This is a genomic window from Piscinibacter gummiphilus, from assembly GCF_032681285.1.
Classification (GTDB): domain Bacteria; phylum Pseudomonadota; class Gammaproteobacteria; order Burkholderiales; family Burkholderiaceae_C; genus Rhizobacter; species Rhizobacter gummiphilus_A.
In genome coordinates this window covers 2,645,604-2,668,306 of sequence record NZ_CP136336.1, presented here as the reverse complement: position 1 = coordinate 2,668,306, position 22,703 = coordinate 2,645,604, and the positions used below count along the sequence as shown (strand labels likewise).

Annotated in this window: 22 protein-coding genes; 9 read left to right on the top strand and 13 right to left on the bottom strand. The window is 68.7% G+C overall.

What is annotated here, in order from left to right:
• Positions 1–2 precede the first annotated feature (2 nt).
• Both RXV79_RS12510 and RXV79_RS12505 read right to left on the bottom strand, forming a co-directional pair.
• Positions 3–1,277 (bottom strand): TolC family protein, encoded by a 1,275-nt coding sequence (locus tag RXV79_RS12510; RefSeq protein ID WP_316703757.1) that lies wholly within the window; start codon positions 1,275–1,277, stop codon positions 3–5.
• 81 nt (positions 1,278–1,358) lie between these two features.
• A complete protein-coding gene (locus tag RXV79_RS12505) occupies positions 1,359–1,769 on the bottom strand; it encodes a hypothetical protein (RefSeq protein ID WP_316703755.1) in 411 nt (136 codons plus the stop codon).
• 146 nt (positions 1,770–1,915) lie between these two features.
• On the opposite strand from RXV79_RS12505, the gene RXV79_RS12500 reads away from it, so the two are divergent.
• Entirely contained in the window at positions 1,916–3,172 is a 1,257-nt protein-coding gene (locus tag RXV79_RS12500) for an MgtC/SapB family protein (RefSeq protein WP_316703753.1), read from the top strand.
• A 2-nt stretch (positions 3,173–3,174) separates the two neighbouring features.
• Here the strand turns inward: RXV79_RS12500 and RXV79_RS12495 are convergent, their stop codons facing one another.
• The 5 genes from RXV79_RS12495 to RXV79_RS12475 all read right to left on the bottom strand — a co-directional run bounded on the left by RXV79_RS12495 (position 3,175) and on the right by RXV79_RS12475 (position 8,366).
• Positions 3,175–4,065: a ribose-phosphate pyrophosphokinase gene (locus RXV79_RS12495; protein WP_316703750.1), complete on the bottom strand. Its 891-nt coding sequence runs from the start codon at positions 4,063–4,065 to the stop codon at positions 3,175–3,177.
• Positions 4,062–5,564, bottom strand: coding sequence for a thymidine phosphorylase family protein (locus tag RXV79_RS12490; protein ID WP_316703749.1), 1,503 nt, complete (start codon positions 5,562–5,564; stop codon positions 4,062–4,064). Before RXV79_RS12490 ends, RXV79_RS12495 begins: the two co-directional genes overlap by 4 nt.
• Positions 5,565–5,583: 19 nt before the next feature.
• Positions 5,584–5,835 carry a hypothetical protein gene (locus RXV79_RS12485; RefSeq protein WP_316703748.1) on the bottom strand — a complete coding sequence of 84 codons (252 nt, stop codon included), beginning with the start codon at positions 5,833–5,835 and terminating at the stop codon, positions 5,584–5,586.
• A gap of 77 nt (positions 5,836–5,912) precedes the next feature.
• Positions 5,913–8,081 carry a copper-transporting P-type ATPase gene (locus RXV79_RS12480; RefSeq protein ID WP_316703746.1) on the bottom strand — a complete coding sequence of 723 codons (2,169 nt, stop codon included), beginning with the start codon at positions 8,079–8,081 and terminating at the stop codon, positions 5,913–5,915.
• 30 nt (positions 8,082–8,111) lie between these two features.
• Complete coding sequence (locus RXV79_RS12475; protein WP_316703744.1) at positions 8,112–8,366, bottom strand: heavy-metal-associated domain-containing protein; 255 nt, start codon at positions 8,364–8,366, stop codon at positions 8,112–8,114.
• Between the two features lie 240 nt (positions 8,367–8,606).
• Between RXV79_RS12475 and RXV79_RS12470 the strand changes: the two genes are divergently transcribed.
• The 4 genes from RXV79_RS12470 to RXV79_RS12455 are packed head-to-tail and all read left to right on the top strand — an operon-like array spanning position 8,607 to position 12,577.
• Entirely contained in the window at positions 8,607–8,900 is a 294-nt protein-coding gene (locus tag RXV79_RS12470) for a DUF2249 domain-containing protein (RefSeq protein ID WP_316703742.1), read from the top strand.
• On the top strand, positions 8,900–11,137 hold the full coding sequence (locus RXV79_RS12465) for a nitric-oxide reductase large subunit (RefSeq protein WP_316704105.1): 2,238 nt from the start codon (positions 8,900–8,902) through the stop codon (positions 11,135–11,137). Before RXV79_RS12470 ends, RXV79_RS12465 begins: the two co-directional genes overlap by 1 nt.
• A gap of 1 nt (position 11,138) precedes the next feature.
• Complete coding sequence (locus tag RXV79_RS12460; protein ID WP_316703740.1) at positions 11,139–11,474, top strand: metal-sulfur cluster assembly factor; 336 nt, start codon at positions 11,139–11,141, stop codon at positions 11,472–11,474.
• Complete coding sequence (locus tag RXV79_RS12455) at positions 11,468–12,577, top strand: DUF8744 domain-containing protein (RefSeq protein ID WP_316703738.1); 1,110 nt, start codon at positions 11,468–11,470, stop codon at positions 12,575–12,577. Before RXV79_RS12460 ends, RXV79_RS12455 begins: the two co-directional genes overlap by 7 nt.
• A gap of 343 nt (positions 12,578–12,920) precedes the next feature.
• Here the strand turns inward: RXV79_RS12455 and RXV79_RS12450 are convergent, their stop codons facing one another.
• Both RXV79_RS12450 and RXV79_RS12445 read right to left on the bottom strand, forming a co-directional pair.
• Complete coding sequence (locus RXV79_RS12450; protein WP_316703737.1) at positions 12,921–14,150, bottom strand: HD-GYP domain-containing protein; 1,230 nt, start codon at positions 14,148–14,150, stop codon at positions 12,921–12,923.
• 30 nt (positions 14,151–14,180) lie between these two features.
• Entirely contained in the window at positions 14,181–16,142 is a 1,962-nt protein-coding gene (locus RXV79_RS12445; protein ID WP_316703736.1) for a methyl-accepting chemotaxis protein, read from the bottom strand.
• 205 nt (positions 16,143–16,347) lie between these two features.
• Between RXV79_RS12445 and RXV79_RS12440 the strand changes: the two genes are divergently transcribed.
• Positions 16,348–17,031 carry a response regulator transcription factor gene (locus tag RXV79_RS12440; protein WP_316703735.1) on the top strand — a complete coding sequence of 228 codons (684 nt, stop codon included), beginning with the start codon at positions 16,348–16,350 and terminating at the stop codon, positions 17,029–17,031.
• A gap of 117 nt (positions 17,032–17,148) precedes the next feature.
• Positions 17,149–18,852 carry a sensor histidine kinase gene (locus tag RXV79_RS12435; protein ID WP_316703734.1) on the top strand — a complete coding sequence of 568 codons (1,704 nt, stop codon included), beginning with the start codon at positions 17,149–17,151 and terminating at the stop codon, positions 18,850–18,852.
• Positions 18,853–18,879: 27 nt separating this feature from the next.
• Here RXV79_RS12435 and RXV79_RS12430 read toward each other — a convergent pair whose 3' ends face one another.
• The 3 genes from RXV79_RS12430 to RXV79_RS12420 form a co-directional block, all read right to left on the bottom strand.
• The gene (locus tag RXV79_RS12430; protein WP_316703733.1) at positions 18,880–19,131 is read right to left on the bottom strand and encodes a hypothetical protein; all 252 of its coding nucleotides are present in this window, start codon (positions 19,129–19,131) and stop codon (positions 18,880–18,882) included.
• 70 nt (positions 19,132–19,201) lie between these two features.
• A complete protein-coding gene (locus tag RXV79_RS12425; RefSeq protein WP_316703732.1) occupies positions 19,202–19,786 on the bottom strand; it encodes an NAD(P)H-dependent oxidoreductase in 585 nt (194 codons plus the stop codon).
• Between the two features lie 43 nt (positions 19,787–19,829).
• Complete coding sequence (locus tag RXV79_RS12420) at positions 19,830–20,057, bottom strand: hypothetical protein (RefSeq protein WP_316703731.1); 228 nt, start codon at positions 20,055–20,057, stop codon at positions 19,830–19,832.
• 199 nt (positions 20,058–20,256) lie between these two features.
• Here RXV79_RS12420 and RXV79_RS12415 point away from each other — a divergent pair, with 199 nt between their 5' ends.
• Positions 20,257–20,643 (top strand): hypothetical protein, encoded by a 387-nt coding sequence (locus RXV79_RS12415; RefSeq protein WP_316703730.1) that lies wholly within the window; start codon positions 20,257–20,259, stop codon positions 20,641–20,643.
• 1 nt (position 20,644) lies between these two features.
• On the top strand, positions 20,645–22,174 hold the full coding sequence (locus RXV79_RS12410; protein WP_316703728.1) for a RecQ family ATP-dependent DNA helicase: 1,530 nt from the start codon (positions 20,645–20,647) through the stop codon (positions 22,172–22,174).
• On the opposite strand, the gene RXV79_RS12405 is transcribed toward RXV79_RS12410, so the two are convergent.
• Entirely contained in the window at positions 22,171–22,701 is a 531-nt protein-coding gene (locus RXV79_RS12405) for a hypothetical protein (protein ID WP_316703727.1), read from the bottom strand. The genes RXV79_RS12410 and RXV79_RS12405 overlap by 4 nt on opposite strands.
• Positions 22,702–22,703 lie beyond the last annotated feature (2 nt).

Genomic DNA, 22,703 nt, shown 5'->3' with positions numbered 1-22,703 from the left:
GTTCACTCCGCGATCAGGTAGGCGAGCTTCGCGCGCTGGCCCATGAGCTGCGCTTCGAGGTCGAGCGCGCGGAAGCGGGCCTCCGCGGCGTCCTTGCGTGCCGCGAGCACGCTGGCCAGGTCGGCGCGGCCGGCCTCGTAGCCGGCCAGGCTCAGCTGCACTCGCTCCGCGGCCAGCGGCAGGGCCGAGGCCGTCTGCCGGTCGAGCGCGCGCTCGAGCCGCTGCAGTTCCGTGAGCTGGTTTTCCAGGTCGGCGCGCAGGCGTCTCAGGGCATCGTCGCGCTCGGCCTCGAGCCGGCTCAGCTGCTTCTGCTTGGCGATCACCTGCGGCTCCTGCCGTGTCGACGGCGACACCGGCAGGTCGAACGTGAGCTGGAACGACAGCAAGTCGCCGTACGCACGGTTGCGGTTGCCGTAGGCCAGCTCCCAGCCCCAGTCGCCGCGGCGCGAGGCCTGCGCTTCGGCCACCTCGGCGCGCGCCATCGCGAGCATCGGCGTCGACGCCAGCAGCTCGGCGTGGCGCTCCAAGCGCGGCAGCAACGTCGGCGCGTCGAACGGGATCACGGGTGCCGCGGCATCTGTCTCGGCTGGCGCGCCCGTCCAGCGCGCAAGACCCGCTCGGGCCTGTTCGAACCCGGCCTGCAGCTCGTCGCGCCGCTCGGCCAGCATCAGCGCTTCCTGGCGGGCCATCAGCGCGTCGGCCGGCATGGCCTTGCCGCCGGCGATGCGGGCGGCCAGCGTGTCGCGCAGCAGCTGGTTCTCGTGCTCGAAGGCGGCGAAGGTCTTCAGCTTGCGCTCTGCATAGTGCTGGGCGAGCCAAGCGAGCGCGGCTTCCCGCCGCACGGCCAGGCGCTCGGCGTCGAGCATCGCCCGCTCTCGCTCGGCCCGCGCCTGCGCGCCTTCACGCTGCGCGGCGCGCTTGGCGGCGTTGGGCACCTCCTGCATCACGCCAACGCGGCGCATCGTCATCGATTCGCGGTTCCAGCTGAACCGATCCATGCCGCTGACGGGGTAGTTCTCGACCCCCACCGCCAGCTTCGGGTAGGGTAGCTGGCCGGCGGCCGTGCGGCTGTGCAGCGCCTCCTCGGTGGCGGCCTGCCGGGCCTTGAGCACTGGCGCCTGCTGTTCGGCCAGCGACAGCGCCTGCTCGAATGTGAGCGGGGCCGCCCAGGCAGGCGACCACAACGCGCCGGCGACGAGGAAGGCGGCCACACGCGAGGGGCCCGTGCCGGTCCGATGCGGCCGGGCACCCTGCCCGGCCTTGCGCAACATCACCATGTCGTTTCTCCAGAGAACCCGTGACTCGAACGCACAGGGGCTCACCGCTGCGTGCAGCAGCGGGCCCCATCGATCGACGGGTCAATGGCGGAGAACGAGGTAGGCGATGTAGACGGGTGGCGCGCCCTGCGGCGGGCCGGTGTGCGCGGCCATCACGGCCGGAAGCACGTGGGTCTGCGCCGCAGCCTCGGGCAGCGAGACCATGAGGCGGCTGAGCAGCCAGTCGACCGCCAGCCCCGGTGCAGGATCGGCCGCGGGCGCGGTGTTGACCGACTGCTTGTCGCGGTCGCAATGCGCCTTGCACAGCTGGGGCGACTGCTCATCGAGCGCGGTCATGCCCGGGCAGTCGGGCATGTCGGGCATGGCCACGACGACGGTGGCCGGCTTGCCCGGCGTGGCACAGGCGTAGGCCGCCGTCGCCAGCTGCAGGCACACCAGCACGGCCGCAAGCAGGGTTGCGATCCAGCGGCGGTGGGTCCTGTCGCGTGACATGCGCTCAGTCTAGCCGGCGGCGCGCATGGCTGCGGGCCAGCGGGGTTGAGCCTGGTCAAGTCCCGCACCTCCGCTTCAACATGGCGGTGTGCGCATGGTCGAATATGCGGGCACCGCGACACGTTGCCCTGTCCCTTCACTTCATCTTGACCGCTCTCGACCCCTTCGCCTTCGGCCCCATCCTCGCCGCGCTGGCCGTGGGCCTCATCGTCGGCCTCGAACGCGGCTGGCGCGAGCGTGAGGCTGCCGACGGCACGCGCGTGGCCGGCCTGCGCACCTTCGCCCTCACCGGCCTGCTGGGCGGCGTGCTGGCGCTCGTTGACCCGTGGCTGCTCACGGCGGGATGCCTCGGCCTGGCAGTCCTGGTGAGCGTGGGCTACAGGCAGTCGGTGAAGCTCTCCGGAAAGCTGAGCGCCACCTCGGCCATCGCGCAGCTGCTCACCTTCGGGCTCGGCGCGCTGGCGGCGACCGGGCAGCCGCTGCTCGCCGTGAGCGCCGCCGTCATCGTGGCAACGCTGCTCAACCTGCGCGCCACCCTGCACCACTGGCTGCGGCTCATGGAACACCGCGAGCTGACCGCGGCGCTGCAGATGCTGGTGCTGTCGGCGGTGATCCTGCCCCTGGTGCCCGACCAGCCCTACGGACCCTACGGCGCCTTGAACCCCTACCGGCTGTGGTGGGCGGTGGTGCTGATCGCCGGGCTGTCGCTGTCGGGCCATGTGGCGATGCGGTTCGCCGGAGCGCAGCGCGGCACGCTGCTGACCGGCCTGCTGGGCGGGCTGGCGTCATCGACGGCCGCGACGCTCTCGCTCGCGCGTCAGCTGCGGGGCCGCGAGGAACTCATCGAACCCACGGCGGCGGGTGCGCTCGCCGCCTGCGCGGTCATGTTCCTGCGCATGGCGGTCATCGTGCTGCTCCTGTCGCCGGCGCTTGGCCGCCTCTTGCCGTTGCCGATGCTCGGGGCGGCGGGCATGCTGATGGTGTTCGCGGCGCTGCACTGGCGGCGCCGGCCACGCGGCGCGCAACCCGCACCCGCGACCGACCTGCCGGTCTTCGACCTCGGCACCGCGCTCGGCTTCGGCGCCTTCCTCGGCGTGATGGCCCTGCTCACCGAAGCGAGCAAGCAGTGGTTCGGGTTCGGTGGCCTCTACGGCCTCGCCCTTCTGTCGGGCCTGGTGGACGTGGACGCGATCAGCATCTCGGCCGCCCGCATGGACGCGGCATCGTCAGTCCCGACGTCGGTGGCCGCGGTCGCCATCGCCCTGGCGGCGCTGTCGAACATGGTGCTCAAGGCCGCGATGGCATGGACCACCGGCGGCCGGCTGCTCGGCCGCGCGCTGGGGGTCGGCTACGTGGCGTCGATGGTGGTGGCAGGCGTGCTTCTCGGCCTCGGCCTGCGCTGAGGTCAGCGCGGCAGCAGCTCGCGCACCGCGCGGGCCAGTTCGTCGGCCATCGAGATCCGGTTCGACGGGTGGGCGATCGTGTCGCTACTCACCACCTGCGCTGCTCCCGCCGCCAGCAGGTCGTCGAAAGCCGTGCCGGCGAACACGGCGTGCAGCGCCACGCACACCGGGGCCGGCATCTCGAGCGACTTCAGGTGGCCGACGGTCTCGATCATCGTGCGGCCGGTGGAGACGATGTCGTCCACCAGCACCGGCGTGTGGCCGCGCCAGCGCGCCACGTCGGGCACCGACACCTCGACCTCGCGGTCGCCGCGCCGGGTCTTGCGCAACACCAGCGATGGCACGCCGGCCCGCTGCGCCACGTCGTCCACCCACTGCCGGCTTTCCTCGTCAGGGCCGATCAGCACCGGCCGCCCGACGTTGGCGCGCAACCAGTCGGCGATGGCCTGCGCGGCGTGCACGTTGCGAGTGGGCACCGAGTAGACCTCGGCGAGATCGGCAATGCGATGCAGGTGCGGGTCGACGGTCGCGAGCCAGTCGAACCCTTGCGAGAGCCAGCTGGCGACATGCTTCGCACTGATGGTTTCGCCGGGCTGGAATCGCACGTCCTGCCGCATGTAGGCGAGGTACGGCGCGACCAGGCCGACCGATGCCGCGCCCGCTTCGCGAGCGGCCGCTGCCAGCAGCAAGAGGGGCACGAGCTTGTCGTCGGGCCGGTCGAGCGTGCACACGATCACGACGTGGCAGCCTTCGACGCTCGACACCACCCGAACGCTCGACTCTCCGTCCGGGAAGCGCCGCACCGACGCATTGCCCCGCTGCGCGCCGAGCCCTGTTGCAAGACGCTCGGCCATCGCCTCGTTGCCGGGCAGCGCCAGCACGACGACGCTCATGCGTCGGCCCCGGGTTTGCCGATCGTCACCAGCGGGTGCGAGGCCAGGTAGTCCATCGCATAGGCCAGTTCGCCCGGCGTTTCGGTGTGCAAGGTGAAGAGCGGCGCGCCGCGCTCCACGTGTTCACCGAGCTTGACGTGCATCTCGAGGCCCGCCACCGCGTCGGCCGGTGCCCCGGCCAGCTTCGCCACCCGCGACAGGCGGCGGCTGTCGATCGCATGCACCAGCCCGGTCGTCTCGGCGAGGATGGGGTGCCGGATGTCGGCCACGGCCGGTTCGCGCAGGCCGCCTTGCCTTTCGCAGATGGCCTGGAACTTGGCCCATGCGGCGCCGGTGTCGAGCAGCTGGCAGGCCCGGTCGTGGCCCTCCCCCGCGCGGCTGTGGCCGCAGAACTCGAGCAGGTGCCCGGCCAGCGCCACCGCGCGCATGCGCAGGTCGTTGGGAGCGTGCGTGGCTCCGCGCAGCACCGCGAGCACGTCGTGCGCTTCCAGGGCCGGGCCGATGCCGCGGCCCACCGGTTGCGTGCCGAGGGTGCGCACGATGCGCAACTCGAGCCCGCACGCACTGGCCACGTCTTCCAGCAAGGCCTTGAGCGCCAGGTAGTCGGCGTCGGAGCGCACCTTCGCGGTGGGGCCGACGGGCACGTCGATCACCACATGGGTCGAGCCGGCGGCGATCTTCTTCGACAGCACCGAGGCCACCAGTTGCGCGTCGCTGTCGATGTCGAGCGGCCGCTCGACGCGGATCATCACGTCGTCGGCCGGGCTCAGGTCGAGCGCGCCGCCCCAGACGAAGCAGCCGCCTTCGCGTTCGACCACGCGCCGCATGGCGGGCACGTCGAGCCCCACGTGCGTCATGGTTTCCATCACGTCGGCGGTGCCGGCCGGCGAGGTGATCGCCCTCGAGGACGTCTTGGGCATGGTCAGGCCGGCGGCGGTGACGATCGCCACCACGATGGGCGTCGTGCGGTTGCCGGGCAGTCCGCCCACGCAATGCTTGTCGGCGATGGGCGCTCGGCCCCAGGCCAGGCGCTGCCCGGCCGAGACCATCGCGCGCGTGAGGTCGATCGTCTCCTGCCGGTCCATGCGGCCTCCGGCGCAGGCGGCGAGGAAGGCCGCGATGTGCGCGTCGGGGTAGCGCCCCTTGGCGATGTCTTGCACGATGGCGTCGAGAGCCGGTGCAGACAGGCGGTGGCCGTAGATCTTGGCGCGCACGTCGCTCATCGAATCGAGCGTCGGCGCATGCGTCACGTGGACGTGGTCCGAGGCGCGTATGCCCAAGGCGAGCCATGCGCTGTTGGACAAGCCAGCCTCGCCGGGTGAGAGCAGCCCAGGGTCGGTGACGTTGAGCGTGGCCAGGATGCGGTGACCGCCGTTGTGCACCAGCACGCGGGTCTGCGCGTCGAAGCCCTCGGAGCGGCAGACCACGCATTCGCGGTCCATGTAGACGACGAACTCCTGCTGCGTGTCGATGCCCATGCGCCGGGGGACCAGCGGCATCCTGTCGCTCCTCGGCCGGTCAGTGCTTGTGGTCATCGCGCGAAGCGGCAGAGGCCGGGTCGGCGGCCTTCGCCGCGCATTGCATCGGCTTCATCATCGGCATGGGCTTGTCGTCACCGGAGGCGTGCATCGGCATCGCCATGCAGTCGTGCGACATGGAGGCCGGCCCCATCGCGCCGGGCGCCGCGGGCGTGGGCTCGGTCGTGGCGCAGCCGCCCGCCAGCGTTGCCGCCAGGCCGGCGCCGAGCAGCAGGTGGAGAGTGGGTCTCATGGCGGGCTCCCGGAAAAGCGGCCGAAATGGGCCGACGGCCAGCTTAGAAGCCTGCGCAAGACCCCGCTTGACGCGCATCAACCGCGACGCAGGCGCAGCGAGTTGGTCACGACGCTGAACGACGACAAGCTCATCGCGAGCGCCGCGATCATCGGCGACAGCAGCCAGCCGGTGAACGGGTACAGCACACCGGCCGCGAGCGGCACGCCGAGCGCGTTGTAGACGAAGGCGAACCCCAGGTTCTGCCGCATGTTGGCCACGGTGCTCTGCGAGATCTCGCGGGCGCGGGCGATGCCGCGCAGGTCGCCCTTCACGAGCGTCACCTGGGCGCTGTTCATGGCCACGTCGGTGCCGGTGCCCATCGCCACGCCGACGTCGGCCTTGGCGAGAGCTGGTGCGTCGTTGATGCCGTCGCCGGCCATGCCGACCACACGCCCCTCGCGCTGCAGCCTGTCGACCAGCGCCAGCTTGTCGGCGGGCTTGACCTCGCCGTGCACTTCGTCGATGCCCAGCTCGCGCGCCACCGAGCGCGCGGTGGTCAGGCCGTCGCCGGTGGCCATGACCACCCGCATGCCGGCCTGGTGCAGGCTCTGCAGCGCCTCGGGGGTGCTGGCCTTGATCGGGTCGGCCACCGCCAGCAGGCCGAGCGCCAGCCCGTCGCGGGCGAGGAACATCACGCTGCTGCCACGCAGGCGCAGCTGCTCCGCCTGCTCGCGCAGCGGCGAGACGTCGACGCCCTCCTGCTGCATGAGCGCGGTGTTGCCGAGTGCCAGGCGATGGCCCTCCACCGTGCCTCGCACGCCGATGCCGCTCGACGATTCGAAATCGACCGCCTGGGCCAGGGTCAGCCGGCGCTGCCGGGCCGCGTCGACGATGGCCTGCGCGAGCGGATGCTCGCTGCCCTGGTCGAGGCTGGCCGCCAGGCGCAGCACCTCGTCGTCACGGCCGCCACCCACTGCCACCGCCTTCTCGAAGGCCGGCTTGCCCTCGGTGAGCGTGCCGGTCTTGTCGACGATCATCGTGTCGAGCTTACGGAAGTTCTCGATCGCCGAGGCATCGCGGAACAGCACACCCTGCGTGGCAGCGCGCCCGGTGGCCACCATGATCGACATCGGCGTGGCCAGCCCGAGCGCACACGGGCACGCGATGATGAGCACCGAGACGGCGTTTATGAGGCCGTATTGCCAGCCCTGCTCGCCGCCGAAGACGCCCCAGGCGAAGAACGACAGGAGCGCGATGGCCACGACCACCAGCACGAAATAGCCGGCCACCCGGTCGGCCATGCGCTGCATCGGCGCCTTGGAGCGCTGCGCCTGGGCAACCATCTGCACGATCTGCGACAGCATGGTCTGCGAGCCGACCTTCTCGGAGCGCATCACGAGCGTGCCCGAGGTGTTGAGCGTGGCACCGATGACCTTGTCACCCGGGCGCTTGGTGACGGGCACCGGCTCTCCGGTGAGCATGGCTTCGTCGATGGCACTGGAGCCTTCGAGCACCACGCCGTCGACCGGCACCTTCTCGCCCGGGCGGATGCGCAGGCGGTCGCCCACGTGCACGTGCGTCAGCGGCACGTCGGCCTCGGAGCCGTCGGCCTCGATGCGGCGCGCAGTCTTCGGTGCCAGGCCCAGCAGCGACTTGATGGCGGCCGAGGTCTGCGAGCGCGCCTGCAGCTCCAGCATCTGCCCGAGCAAGGTGAGCGAGATGATGACCACCGCCGCTTCGAAGTACACGCCGATGCGCCCGTGCGCCACGAAGCTCTGCGGGAACGCTTGCGGCGCCACGGTGGCGACCACGCTGTAGACGAAAGCCGCGCCGGTGCCGATGCCGATCAACGTCCACATGTTGGGGCTGCGGTGCACGAAGGACTGCGCACAGCGCACGAAGAACGGCCAGCCGGCCCACAGCACGATGGGCAGCGACAGCACCAGTTCCAGCCAGCTCTGCGTGGCGGGCGGCATCCAGCCGAGGCGGTGCCCCCCCATTGCGAGCACGGTGACGACAACGGTGAGCGGCAGGGTCCACCAGAAGCGGCGCGTGAAGTCGCGCAGCTCGGGGTTGTCGTCGTCGGCCGCCGCCTCGGGGATCAGCGGCTCCAGCGTCATGCCGCACTTGGGGCAGGTGCCGGGGTGGTCCTGCCGGATCTCGGGGTGCATCGGGCAGGTGTAGATGGCGCCTGCGACGGGCGTGGGTTCGACATCCGGCGCGGGGTGGTGCGCGGCGTGATGGTGATGGTGGTGGTGTTCCATGCCTTGTGACCCGTGCAGGTGGTGCCGATCTCAGTGGCAGCTGCCGCAGCAGCCGCCACGCGCGGCGACTGGGTCGACGGCAGGCGCCGCTTCGACAGGCGTGTAGCCCGCGTCGGCAATCGCTGCCTTGAACGCCGGCGCGTCGCTGTCGCGGCCGTCGATCTGCACGCGCTTCGTGCCGAGGTCGACCGACACCGTGGCGCTCGGCGCCACGGACTTCACGGCCTTGGTCACGGCGCCCACGCAGTGGCCGCAGGTCATGTCGTTGACATTGAAGACGATCATCGAAAACTCCATCGGAAGTGGTGGTGTGATGTGACTGTGAAGCTTCCCACGATGGGAGAGTCCAGCACTTTCTTCATTTGCCCCTGCTGACTGTGCTGCCTTGCCGCGCCGGTCGGAATGCAAGAGGTTGCGACTGATCCACGCGTTCTTGACGTCGATCAAGTTGCGCACGAGGGCTCGTTCCTAGCATAGGTGCATCTGCAATGCAGCTTTTGTGAACCTCCAGAAAAGGAGCCCCAGATGACGGTGACAAGCACCCATCACACCCAGGTCGACGTGCGCGAGATCGCGCCCCGCGACCGACACCCGTTGATCTTCTCGACCTTCCACGGCCTCGGCGTGAACGAGTCGATGGAGCTGATCAACGACCACAACCCGAAGCCGCTGTACTACCAGTTCCTCCACGAGCTGGAAGGCCAGTTCCGCTGGGACTACCTGCAAGGTGGCCCCGACGTCTGGCGCGTGCGGATCATCAAGACGAGCAGCAAGTCGCCCGCCAAGGGCCCGTGCTGCGGCATGTGCGGAGGTGCATGATGAACAAGACTGCGAGGCTCTGGCGATGGCTGGGGCTGATCTGTGTGCTGTCGTTCGGGGCGCTCGGCTACCTCGGATGGCAGATCTATCTCTACGCGCCGCCGATCCCGAAGCAGGTCGTGACGACCGAGGGCGACGTGATCTTCACTGGCGAGCAGATCCAGCGCGGCCAGCAGGCCTGGCTGGCCGCTGGCGGCCAGCAGCTCGGCACGGTGTGGGGCCACGGCAGCTATGTGGCGCCCGACTGGTCGGCCGACTGGCTGCACCGTGAAGCGCTGGCGCTGCAAGCCATCCGCACCGCGCAACTGAACGACAAGGACGTCGTCGCCGTGCGCGTGCGCGAGGAGATGCGCCGCAACACGTATGACGATTTGAGCGGCGCGGTGAAGGTCTCGCCCGAGCGGGCACAGGCGATCAAGCAGGTCGCCAGCCACTACACCGCCCTCTTCGGCAGCGACCCCGAGCTCGCCAAGCTGCGCGAGCAGTACGCGATGACCGACGGCACCCTGCCCGACCAGGCCGACCGCCAGGCGCTCACCGCGTTCTTCTTCTGGTCGTCGTGGGCCGCGGCCACCAACCGGCCGAACGAAGAGAACCTGAGCTACACCAGCAACTGGCCGCACGAGCCGCTGGTGGGCAACACGATGTCGACCTCGGCCGCGATGTGGTCGATGGTGAGCATCATCCTGCTCATCGCCGGCATCGCCGCCATGCTGTGGCTGCACGGCCGCGGCGAGCATGAAGAAGAAGCGCAGGTGCCCAAGACCGACCCGCTGGCCGGTGCCAAGGCCACGCCGTCGATGAAGGCCACGCGCAAGTACTTCTTCGTGGTCATCGGGCTGATGCTCTTGCAGATCGGCATGGGCGTGATCACCGCGCACTACGCGGTCGAGGGCCAGTCGTTCTTCGGGTTCCCGCTCGCCGACATCCTGCCCTACGTGACGAGCCGCACCATCCACACGCAGGTCGGCATCTTCTGGATCGCCACCGCATGGCTGGCCACCGGCCTCTACGTCGCGCCGCTGCTCTCGGGCAAGGAGCCGAAGCTGCAGAAGCTCGGCGTGGATGTGCTCTTCTGGGCGCTCATCGTGGTCGTGCTCGGCTCGGTGATCACCGGCTGGCTCGGCACGATGCAACGCCGTGGCGTGGACTTCAGCTTCTGGCTCGGCAATCAGGGTCTGGAATTCACGAGCATGGGCCGCGTCTGGCAGATCCTGCTCTTCATCGGGCTCTTGTTCTGGGTGTTCCTGCTCGGGCGTGCGCTGTGGCCTGCGCTCAAGAAGGCTTCGGAGACGCGCGGCCTGATCGCGATGGTCTTCCTCTCGGCCACCTGCATCGGCGGCTTCTACGCCACCTCGCTCACCTGGGGCCAGCACACGCACTACTCGATGATCGAGTACTGGCGCTGGTGGCTGGTGCACCTGTGGGTGGAAGGTTTCTTCGAAGTGTTCGCCACCGCCGTGGTTGCGCTGATCTTCACCAACCTGGGCCTGGTGCGGGCCGCCTCGGCCAACCGTGCCATCGTCGCCGAGACCATCGTGTTCCTCTTCGGCGGCATCCTCGGCACGCTGCACCACCTGTACTGGACGGGCACGCCCACCTCGGTGATCGCCGTGGGCGCGGTGTTCTCGGCCCTCGAAGTGGTGCCGCTCACGCTGATCGGTCTTGAAGCGCTGCAAACCTGGCGCCGTGCCCGCAACGTGGAATGGCTCGGTGCGTACAAGTGGGTCATCCTCTCGTTCGTGGCCGTGGGCTTCTGGAACACCGTGGGGGCCGGCCTGCTCGGCTTCGCGATCAACCCGCCGGCCTCGCTGTACTACGTGCAGGGCCTGAACATGACCGCCGCCCACGGGCACGCTGCGCTCTTCGGGGTGTACGGCATGCTGGGCATCGGCCTCATGCTCTTCTGCCTGCGCGGCCTCTACGAGCGCCAGCTGCATGCCGACCAGTTCCTGAAGCCCGCCTTCTGGTGCCTCAACATCGGTCTCGGCATGATGGTCTTCATGTCGCTGCTGCCGGCCGGCATCTACCAGGCCTGGGCCAGCATCACCAAAGGGCTGTGGTACGCCCGCTCGCCGGAGATCATTCACTCCAGCGTGATGGAGACGCTGGTGTGGCTGCGCGTGCCAGGAGACATCGTCTTTTCTGCCGGCAGCGTGTGGCTCGCGGTGTATGCCCTGAAGCTCTTGCGCCGCGGCCGCCAGGCCCTGCCGCAAGTGCAGGTCAAGCAGGCGTGAGATGAGCGTGCAACCTTCGTTCACCTACGACGGCCCGCCCGAGTGGTTGGCCCCGGTCGACAACGCGCTCAGGCGCGTGGTCGATCCGGAGGTGGCGATGACCATCGTCGACGTGGGCCTGGTGTACTCGGTCCACGTCGAACCCGGCCGCTGGCACGTCGTGATGACGATGACCTCGGCGGCCTGTCCGGTCACCGACCTCATCCTCGACGAAGCGGAAGAAGAACTCAGCCGTGTCGCCCCCAGCGGCACGGCCATCGACCTGGAGCTGGTGTGGGAACCACCGTGGACACCCGAGCGCATGAGCGCCAGGGCCAAGGCCTTCATGGGATGGTGACGCAGCGCCTGGCGCTGCGTTTTGCATTCCTGGCCTTGGTGGCCACTGCGCTCGTGACCGGCATCGCCGGCGGCCTGGTGCGCGCCGGCGTGTCGTGGGAGGCGCTGTCGGGCACGAGCTGGTTGCCCCGCGCCGTGCTCGGCCATGCCTTCCTGATGGTGTCGGCCTTTCTCGGCACCGTGATCGGGCTGGAGCGGGCGGTGGCGCTCAAGCATCCCGCGGCCTTCACCGCGCCGGCGGCCTCCGGCCTCTCCGGTGTGCTGCTGGTGAGCGGCCTCGCAGACCTCGCCGCATGGCTTGCGGTGCTCGCGGCCAGCGCCTTCGTGTGGGTCAACGTGGTGGTGGTCCGCCGACAGCGTGCCGATCACACCGTGCTCCTGCTCGTCGCCGCCGTGGCCTGGTGGATCGGCGCCCTCACCCATGCGCTGGGCGGCATGGCGCAGGGCGCGATCTCGTGGTGGCTGGCGTTCCTCGTGCTCACCATCGCGGCCGAGCGGCTCGAGATGACGCGGCTCATGCGCCGCCGGCCCGGCGCGCAGCCCACGCTGCTCGCGGGGCTGGTGGTGCTGCTGGTCGGGTGCGGCCTGTCGTTGTTCGAGCGCAGCGTCGTCCCCGGCGGGCTCTTCTACGGCGCCGCCCTGCTCGCACTCTCGGGCTGGCTCTTCCGCTTCGACATCGCCCGCAAGACGCTCTTCGCGCACGGCCTCAGCCGCTACATGGCGGTGTGCCTGCTGCTCGGCTACGGCTGGTTGGCCGTCGCGGGCCTCGCGTGGATCGGCAGCTCGCTCGGCCTGCCCTGGCGCGATGCGGCGCTGCACGGGCTCGCGCTCGGCTTCGTCTTCAGCATGATCCTCGGCCACGCGCCGGTGATCCTGCCGGCGCTCACGCGCGTGAAGATCGCCTTCTCGTGGGCCTTCTACCTGCCGCTCGCCTTGCTGCACGGCTCGCTGGTGGCGAGGCTGCTGCTGTCGCACGCCGAGCCATCGCTGGTGCGCATGGGCTCGGCGCTCAATGCGCTGGCGATCGTGGCCTTTGTGCTGACGGTGGCCGCATCGGCCATTGCGTGGAAGTCGAAGTTCGCAACCGAGCGCACGCGTCCATGAGAAGACGCACCCTCTTGCCTTCGATCAAGGCGCCAACCCCCGCGCGGCCCTAGCCTCTGCGGCCCATCTTCTTCATCGGACTGCGCTTCACCGCCGGCCCGAAGTGGTTGCAGCGACCGGCCGTCGACGCACGCACGCTCCTGCCCTGCCTGATGCCCCAGTTGGTGGGCTGGCTCGTCTTCCTGCTCTCGGTGCAAGCACGAGACCCGGCCTTCGCGCAGGTCGTCGGCGCCATCGGCCTCTGCGCCGTCGCGCTGGGGTGGACGTTGGCCGTGATGCGCTTCGCCGTCATGGTCGCCGCGCGCAAGGGCGACGACGCTGCACATGATCGGGCGGCCTGGCCTCAGCGGCGCTGCGAATCTCCGCCCCAGAGCAATTCGAGGTCGGTGAACGGCCAATCGGATGGCGACTCGCACGCCACGATCTTGTCCTGCACCCACGGGCCGCCAAGGTTGATCTCTTCCGGCGGGATGCGCTGGTTGGACTTCGTGCTGAAGAACACCTTGACCTTGGGCGTGAGCAGTGCCTGTGGGTTCTGCTCGATCACCACGGCCAGACGGCCCGACTTCAGGCGCACCAGCGAGCCCGTCGGGTAGATCCCGACGGTCTTCACGAACGCCTGGAAGACCACCGGATCGAAATGCCCCTTCCATTGCGCCATCTGACGCAGCGACTCGCCTGGGTCCCAGCCGGCCTTGTACGGCCGGTTGGAGGTCACGGCGTCATAGACGTCGCACACGGCGCCCATCTTGGCGAGCAGTGAAATCTGGTCGCCCTTGAGCCGGTGCGGATACCCGCCGCCGTCGACCCGTTCGTGGTGGTGCAGGCAGACGTCGAGCACCGTCGCGGGGAGGATCTTCGTGTGCCCCAGAAGCTCGTGGCCGCGCTCCGGGTGGCTCTTCATCAAGCCGAACTCCTCATCGGTGAGCTTGCCCGGCTTGTTGAGCACCGACAGCGGAACCTGCGTCTTGCCGACGTCATGCAGCATTCCGGCAAGCCCCGCCTCGCGCAACAGCTCGGCGTCGAGCCCGAGATTGCGCCCGAGCGCCACCATCAGCGCACACACCGCCACCGAGTGCATGTAGGTGTATTCGTCCCGGCTTTTCAGCCGCGCCACGCTGATGAGCGCCGCGGGGTTGCGCAGCACCGAGTCCGAGATCTCCTCCACCAGGGGCAGGCACTCGTCGACATCGAGCGCCTTGCCCAGCCGAGCTTCGGAAAAAAGCGACGTCACCGCCGCCTTCGACTTCCTGCAGATGGCCTTTGCGCGGTGGATCTCCTCGACGAGGGACGAAGGGTTCTGCAACCACACCATCGGTTGCGAGGCGGCGAACTCGAGTTCACGCTCCACCTCCGCCCTGGCATGGGCTGCGCTCACCCCACCCTCCACATCGAGGCCTTTCGCGGTGTTGATCCAGACTTCCCGGATGCTGCTCGAGTGGATACGCCGCAGGTCGGCCTCGTCCGAGAGAGCGAACTTCGCGCGCCAGAAAGGGTGGTCCATCCACGAGCCGCAGAACTCGTGGACGTACATGCCGACCTTCAGCTGCTCGGTCGCGATTCTCTTGAGCATGCCGCTGCTCCTGGTGGATGTCGACCCCGCTCAGAGGCGAAAGCGCGCCACGCTCGTCGCGAGTGCATTGGCCTGCGAGTGCAGGCTACTCGCTGCCGAAGCGGTCTGCTCGACGAGCGCGGCATTCTGCTGCGTCTGCTGGTCGAGGGTCTGCAGCGCGTCGCTCACCAGGCGCACGCCTGAGCTCTGCTCGGTGGTGCCCGACAGCACATCGACCATGAGCGACTTCATGCGGTCGGCGGTCGCCACGAGCTGGCCCATCTGTTGGCCGGCCTGCGCGACGATGCGGCTGCCGCTGTCCACCCGCTCCACGCTTTCGGTGATCAGGGTCTTGATCTCCTTGGCCGCATTGGCCGAGCGCTGCGCCAGGGCGCGCACCTCGCTGGCCACCACCGCGAAGCCCCGACCCTGCTCGCCAGCACGCGCAGCTTCTACCGCCGCGTTGAGCGCCAGGATGTTCGTCTGAAAAGCAATGCCATCGATCACGCCGATGATGTCGGCGATCCGGCCCGATGCCGCCTGAACGCCAGACATGGTGTCAATGACCTCCGAAATGGTCTGCCCGCCCACAGACGCCACCTTGGCGTTGTCGGCTGCGAGCTGGCTCGCGGACTCAGTGGACTGCGCGGTGTTCGACACGGTGACCGAGATCTGTTCCATCGCCGAGGCCGATTCCTCCAGATTCGCGGCGGCCTGTTCGCTGCGGTGGCTCAGGTCCATCGAGGCGCTCGAAATCTCGTTGCTGGCGAAGACGAGCCCGTTGGCCGTCGTGCGAACCTCCGAGACGATGGCACGCAGGGCAGTCTGCATATCCGACAGGGTCAACATCAGTGCAGCCGCCTCGTCGCGACCCCAGGGCTGCGGCGTGGTCGTGAGGTCGCCCTGCGTCATGGCCAGGAGGTGGCGCTCGACTTCGCGAAGTCCCCCGTTCATCACGAGGTAGAAGCAGTAGAAGAGATACCCCACCGCCGCGAGCGAGACGAAGGTTCCCATCAGCGTGAGATTGCGCAAGCGCTGTGCCTCTGCGATCCGATGGTCGAGCAGGTCGTCGAGCACCGCGAGCCCCTTGGCGGACAAGGCGCGCAGTTCGTCCACCGCCACCTGGCCAGGGCCATTCAGTGCCTGTACGTCGGGCCGGAAGCCAGGCCCGAACCACGCGGCGCGGCTCTGGTCGAAGAAGGTCCTGGCAGCGCCGAGCGCCTGTGTGTGCGGCACACGAGACGCAAGCGAAGCCTCGGCCTGCTGCGCGCGGTCGAGGGCGTCACGGGTCGAGTGCAATTGCTGCTCTCCGCTGTGCCATACCCCGTAGAGTTCGCGGAGCTGTTGTGCGTTGCTGCCGTCCGGCTCGGCGGCACCGGCCAGGCCGCGGCTGCGCGACACCGATTCGATGACATCTGATACGACCGTGGTCGACACGAGCATCAGGTAATAGGTGGCCTGCTCCGGGTCGAGGGCGAGGCCCGAGCGGTCTAGCACCGTCTGGCGCATCGCGCGCACTGCATCCACATAGGCCTGAATCGGCACGCCGCCTCTGCGCGCGTCAGCACCTGCGGCGACTGCATCGGCCACCGACGCATGGACTTTCAATACGTCCGCCAGCGCGCCGGTCACGTCGACACCTTCGGGCCGACCGGCGATCGCCACCTGCACCGACCGCAGCGTCGCGTCGATCGCGGCAACGTCGACCTTCGGGCTCATCCCCGACAAAACCAGCCGCCGCTGCTTCTGGACCTCGATCAGCCACGGTTCGATCTTGGCCAGCAACGTCAGTCCGGCCCGTTCGCGCGTGGTGAAGTCGATGGAGTCCTGTACGTTCTTTAGATAGGCCCCGAGCAGCATCAGCAGGGGCAACAGGAACCCGATGGACACCAACGCCGCCTTCGCCTGGAAGCTGAGCCGGCGGAAGAGCCTCACGCCTGGGGCCCAAGGCCCGTGGAACTTGAAGAAGCCGGGGGCGATGCTCTGCTCTTGTGCAGGCGCCGTGTGCGTCACGGGAGTTGTCATGGGGGGCATCACAAGGTCGCAATCGAGACTCCCGCGTCATCGGCACGAAGATTCCCGGGCTTTAGCGAAAATATTCGCGGGTGACGAATAAAGCACGAATTGGCAGGTCATTTGTTGACATTGACCTGACGATTGCCATGCTCGAATCGGGCGGAGTCCTTCCGTCCCGCCTTCATTCCGCCGCCCTGACGCCGTGCTGCCCAAGACCCTCGCCCTCATCGACGACGACCACGACTACGCGCAGGCCCTCACGGGCCACCTGCAGGCCCTGGGCGTGAAGGTCGATGTCTTCGGCGACAGCAACGAGTTGCTCGCCCATCGCGATGCCTTCGGGTTTGGCTTCTATGTGGTCGACCTGATGCTGCCAGGCGTCGACGGCATCGCGCTGATCGACATCCTGCGCAGGCGCACCAACGCAAGCGTGCTGGTGGTGTCGGGCCGCGTCGCGTCGGACGTCTTCGAGCAGGCCGTCAACGCCGGCGCCGACATGTACCTCTCCAAGCCGGTGCAGTTCGAACAGGTGGTGGTGGCGGTCAAGGCAGTGCATCGGCGTGCCTCGGCATCGGACCAGTCGCAGAACGCCTGGCGGCTCGATCGCCGGGCGGGCCAGCTGATCGCGCCGGATGGCGCACGTGTCGAGCTGAGTGCGGCCGACGTGGTCGTGATGGAGTGCTTTCTCGAAGCCAGCGGTGAGGTGGTGCCGCGCGATTCCATTCGCCAGCGTCTGGGACGCCCCGAGGACCCAAGCGCCGACGGCGTCAGTGGAACCGTGTTCAGGCTGCGCCGCCGCATCGAGCGGGCCACGCCGGTCACGGTCCCCTTGCAGACGAAGTCCGGCGTGGGCTATGTCTTCAAGGCCTCGCTGAAGGCCATCTGAGCGATGCCAGGAGAGGTGCGCACCGAGCGCGGCTCAGGCTCAGGTTTAGGCGCGGCCCGATCCGGCACGAGTCTGACGACCTGGGTGGCAGGGGTTTGCCTTCTCGCGCTGATCCCCATGATGGCGTTCTCGGCCTTCATGGTGTACCGCGAGATCGCGCAGCGCCAGGAGCGGGAACTCGCCATGATGGAACGACGCGCTGCCACGACCGCGGCCGCCATCGGCCACGAGCTCGATGGCGTGCTCATCGCACTGGACACCCTGGCGCTGACGGACAACGCACGCCAGGGTGACATGAAGGCGACCTACGAGCTTGCGCTGCGGCTGACCAAGTCGGACCCGCGCCTGGCGTCGATCAGCCTGAGCGACCGATCGGGGCGGCAGGTCTTCAACACATGGCGGCCATTCGGCGCCGAGCTCCCCCCTTCCAACGTCAATGAGATGCTGGTACCGCTGTTTGAAGGACGGGCCGATCGCGTCGTGTCGCCGCTCGTCGTGGGTGCCGTCAGTCAGCAGCCGGTCGTTGGTGTGGCGCGGCGCATCGACATGGGCCCGGCCGGCGTCTTCGCGTTGCGCGCCATCATCCGCCTCAACGCCATCGGCAACCGCTTCAATGAGGTCGAGTGGCTTGCCGACGGCGTTGCGGCGATCATCGACCAGAGAGGCATCATCATCGCGCGCTCGCGCGACGCCGAACGGTACGTGGGGCAACCTTCCACGCCCGGTCTCTTGCAAAGCCTGCGCGAAGGCAAGGGGCCGTTTCGGGCCATCACCAAGGATGGCATTGCCACCGTGGCCAATGGTGCGCCCGTTCCTGGCTCGGGCTGGTACGTTGTCATCGGCCATCCGGCCGCCGCGCTCGAAGCGCAGGTCCGCAACTCAGTGGCGACCATTCTGCTCGGTGGGGCTCTGTGCGCCTTGCTGGGCATCGCCGCAGCGATCTACACCGCGCGCTCGATCGGTCGTCAGCTGCGCCGCGTGGTCGACTGGCACGTGAGCGGCGCGCCGGGGCGAGCTCCCGTCGCCGGCATCAAGGAGGTTCGGGAGATCGAGGAGGCTCTGGCCTCCGCTCGCCACGAGGTGTCGAAGTCCTTTACCGAGGTCGAGGAGGCACGGCAGGACGCGCTCGACCAGCTCGCGCAGCGCGGCGAGATGCTGGACGTGCTGGCGCACGAAGTACGACAGCCGCTCAACAACGCGTCGGCCGCACTCCAGCAGGCGAACGGAGTGCTCCAGAACAGCGTGTCTCCAGAAATTCGCGCTCCGCTGTCACGTGCCAACGGCGTGCTCAGCGAGGTACTCGCAAGCATCGACAACACCCTGGCCGTCGCAGCGCAACTGGTGGGCGACAAGCAAATCCGTCGTGTCGACTTCGACATCGATGCGCTGGTCGCGATGGCCATCGCGGACATGGCCACCAGCGAGGCCCCGCGTGTGCGGATCGAGCGCTTGAGCGGCACGCGCACTGCCACCGGCGAACCCAACCTCTTGCGCCTGGCCTTGCGCAACCTGCTCTCCAATGCACTCAAGTTCAGCCCGCCCAACTCGGAGGTCGTCGTTCGGATCACCGATTCGGACGACCCGCTCGCGGTCATCTTCGACGTGATCGACAGCGGCCCCGGCATCGACGCAGAGATGTTGCCGCGGCTATTCGATCGCGGGGGGCGCAAGCGGCACCACCTCGGGGGCCGCCGTCAGGGGCTTGGCCTGTACATCGTGCGGCGCGTGATGCAACTTCACGGCGGTACGGCCACACTGGAGCGCAACGGGGCACAAGGCACGACCATGCGCCTGACCCTGGAGCAGAACTCGGACGAATAGCCGCCACCGCGTGCGGCCGTCCATTCGTCAGTGCCGCAGGCCGACCGGCGTGAGCGTCAGCTGCGAGTGGCGCAGGCGCAGGCTGCCGTCGGGCAGTTCCTCGACGCTTTCTCCTCCGGCCAGCCGGTACTCGACCTGGCCGTTCGGCTCCCAGCGCTCCTGCCCATCGGTGGGCAAGGAGCGGTCTTGCACGAGGTGCTCGTATGCGCAGACCTTGTACGTCTGGCCGTCGGCGCCGCGTGCGGCAAACGAGTCGAGCAGATGCAGCTTGTAGTCCATGTCGGTCTCCTGTACGTCGGACAGCCTGGGATCACGGCCGGTCGGCAACGTTCCGGATGAACAGAGGCCTTCAGTCTCCCCGGGCGCCCAGCCGCCCGAGCTTCACCAGCCAGCGTTCGCGATGCTTCGCGTCACCTTCGATCATGCCGATCAGCGTCTCGTGGATGGGCGCAATGCCCACGAAACCGAGGATGTTTCTTTCCAGTGCCTTGAGGCTGTGCGCGCGGAAGACGAAGCGGTAGGCCAACGCGGGCATGCCCATCGTGACCACGAGCCGCGCCGAGCGGCCGGCGAGCAGCTTCTTCGGGAAGCCCTGCCCGTCCATCTTCGACAGCGCGAATCCCGGGCGCGCCACTTGCTCCAGAAAACCTTTCAGCAAAGCCGGCATGCCGCCCAACCACAGCGGGAAGAAGAGCACCAGGTGTTCGGCCCGCAGGATGGCCTCCTGCACCGGCTTCAGGCTTTCGGGTGTCGGCCCGTCGTCCCACTCGGCCTTGCTGCGCAAGAGGGGGAAATCGATCTGGGCGATCTCGCAGGTCTCGACGGTGTGGCCCGCGCTGCGTGCGGCGTCGGCATAGGCCTCGGCCAGCGCGTGGCAGAAGTGGCGCGCGTGCGCGTCGGGGTGGCCCTGCAGGATGAGGATTCGTTTGCCCATGCGCCATGCTTGCAGCGCACGGGCGAGCCCACCTTGCGCTGGCTCAATGCTTCACGTTCTCCCGGTTGAAGCCCCGCGTGGGGGCGATGGTGCTGGGCACCTGCTGCACCGAGCTGCACGGCGCCTGCCACTCGCGCAGCTCGGTCGCGAGGATGGCGTGGCGGTCGCGCTCGGCGCGCTCGATGAGGGCGAATACGTTGTCATCGTTGACCAGCTCGCGGCCCACGCCGCGCGTGAGGCGGGCGTAGATTTCATCGATGCTGAGATCCATGAGCGACTCCTTCAGTGGCAATGCTTGTCGGCTGGCAAGTGACGTTCCGAAGCTTCGCGCACCGTTCACACGGGTTCGCGCAAGCCCGGCCCACGTGGGACATCCCCGACACGCACTTGCCCTGTGCTCCGATGGCCCCCGGCCGCGTGGCGCGGGAAAGTCGCCTCATCGCTGAACCCAGCGCATCGAGGACATCGACATGGCAACGAGCAGCATCCTGGGCGGCAGCGCCGCCCCACAACGACCCCGCGGCACCGGCGCCGACCTGCTGGGCCCGAGCGACAGCTCCGACTCTGGCAGCGACGTGCAGGGCGAACGCACCCTCGCCACCGACGCCGACGACGGCGGTACCGGCGCCGTGCCGGCCGAACTCGACAGCGACACCGATGCCCGCGGCACCGGCGAGCGCGCCGCGGCAGCCGGCTCCGAGCCGCGTGACGGCGACGACATCCTGCCCGACCGGGTGATCCGCACCGCCGACGCGCTGGACGATGCCGACCGGCTGGAGGTCGACGAGCTGGTGGCCGACGAGCCCGAGCTGGGCGAAGCCGGCGACGAAGACGCATCCGACGACCTGCGCCACTGACGTGGCGCGCCGCACACAGCAGCCTGCGCCGGCGCGCCGGCTCGCGCGCACGCTGAAATCGGTCTTCGGCATCGCCCGCCTGCGCGAGGGCCAGCAGGCCGTCATCGAGCGTGTGCTCGCCGGCCAGCACACGCTGGCCGTGATGCCCACCGGCGCTGGCAAGTCGCTGTGCTACCAACTGCCGGCGCTGCTGATCGAAGGGCGCACGGTGGTCGTGTCGCCGCTGATCGCGCTGATGAAGGACCAGTGCGACAAGCTCGTGGAGCAAGGCGTGGCGGCGGTGCAGATCAACAGCGCACTCGACGGCGCCGAGAGCCGCGAGGCCCTGGCCGCCGTGGCGGACGGCTCGGCGCGCATCGTCTTCACCACACCCGAGCAACTGGCGCAGCCCGGCTTCCGCGAGCAGCTCCAGCAGCACCCGATCGGGCTGCTGGTGGTCGACGAAGCCCACTGCATCTCACAGTGGGGTCACGACTTCCGCCCTGCCTTTCTCGAGATCGCCGACGCGGCCAAGGCGCTCGGCCAACCCACGCTGCTCGCGCTCACGGCGACGGCGACCGAGCAGGTGACGCAAGACATCCGCCAGCAGCTGGGCATTCCCACGGCGGGCGTCGTGAACACCGGGGCCTACCGGCCCAACCTGCACTACACCGTCGAACTCGTCACCGACGACACGCACAAGCTCGAGCGACTGCAGGCGCTGCTGGCCAGCCTGGAAGGCACGGGCATCGTCTACTGCGCCACCGTCAAGGCGGCCGAGGCGGTCTATGAGGCGCTGCTGCTCGCGCGCGAATCGGTGGCGCTCTACCACGGCAAGCGCAAGGCCGACGAGCGCCGCGCTGCGCAGGACGCCTTCATGGAAGGCAAAACGCGGGTGATGGTCGCCACCAACGCCTTCGGCCTCGGCATCGACAAGCCCGACACCCGCTTCGTGCTGCACTGGCAGATGCCCTCGGGGCTCGACGCCTACTACCAGGAGTCGGGCCGCGCCGGGCGCGATGGCTCACCCGCCACCTGCACCCTGCTCTTCCTCCAGCGCGACAAGGCCGTGCAGCAGTTCTTCATGGCCGGCCGCTACCCCGGGCTGGATGAGCTCGACGCGCTCTACGCGGCATTGCTGCGCGAGCCGGGCCAGTCGCTCTCGCAGTTGGTGGAACGCCTTGGCATCCCGCGCACCAAGCTGCAGGTGGCGGTGAGCCTGCTGCGCCGCCTGCGCATCGTCGGCGCCGATGCCACGGGCCACCTTCGCCTGCTGAAGGACACACTGGACACCAAGACCTTGCACCGCCTGGCCGACGAGTACCAGGGCCGGCGCGAGGCCGATCGCGTCAAGCTCGAACAGATGGTCGCCTACGCGCAGAGCGGCCATTGCCGCTGGCGTGCGCTGCTGGAGCACCTGGAAGGCGACGCACCACGCGAAGATTGCGGCAATTGCGACAGCTGCCTGCGACTGGCCAGGCACCAGGCCAGCCAGCAGGCCGAGGCAGCGGGGTCAACCGGCTCCGTCGTTGCGGCGGCAACGCTGGGTTAGAAGCGCAGCGTGCCGTTCAGCGTGAGCGACGTCTCTGACGTACCTTCATCCAGCACCACGAGGTTGACGAACGTCACGCCGGTCGACGAGACCAACACGGAACCAGCCGGAGGGTCAAAGGCAACCCAAAACCCCGGGATGGACTGCGGGCTGGCGATGTAGACCACGTTGACAGTGACCGATCCGTCGCTTTGCCCCAGAGCCACGATGCGTGCCGGGTAAATGGCCGGTGACGTCATTGGCGTGTCTTGCCACGTGGTGAGCGAAATGTCAGGCGACGACGCGGTGGCGCGCGAACGTGTCGCCACCGTGGTGCCGAAGATAGACGTTCCCGTACCCGAAATCGTCAGTGTGCCGAATTCGCCCGAAGGCGTGATTGATCCGATGGGCGAGTCGGTCACGCTTCCCTCGCCACCAGTGCCTCCGTCGCCGCCGCCACAGGCTGGAAGACCGGCGGCCGCAAACGCAATGAACGCCGTGAGAACCACTCGGCGCGAATGAGCGAAAAGGTTGACGCGAAGGCTCATCA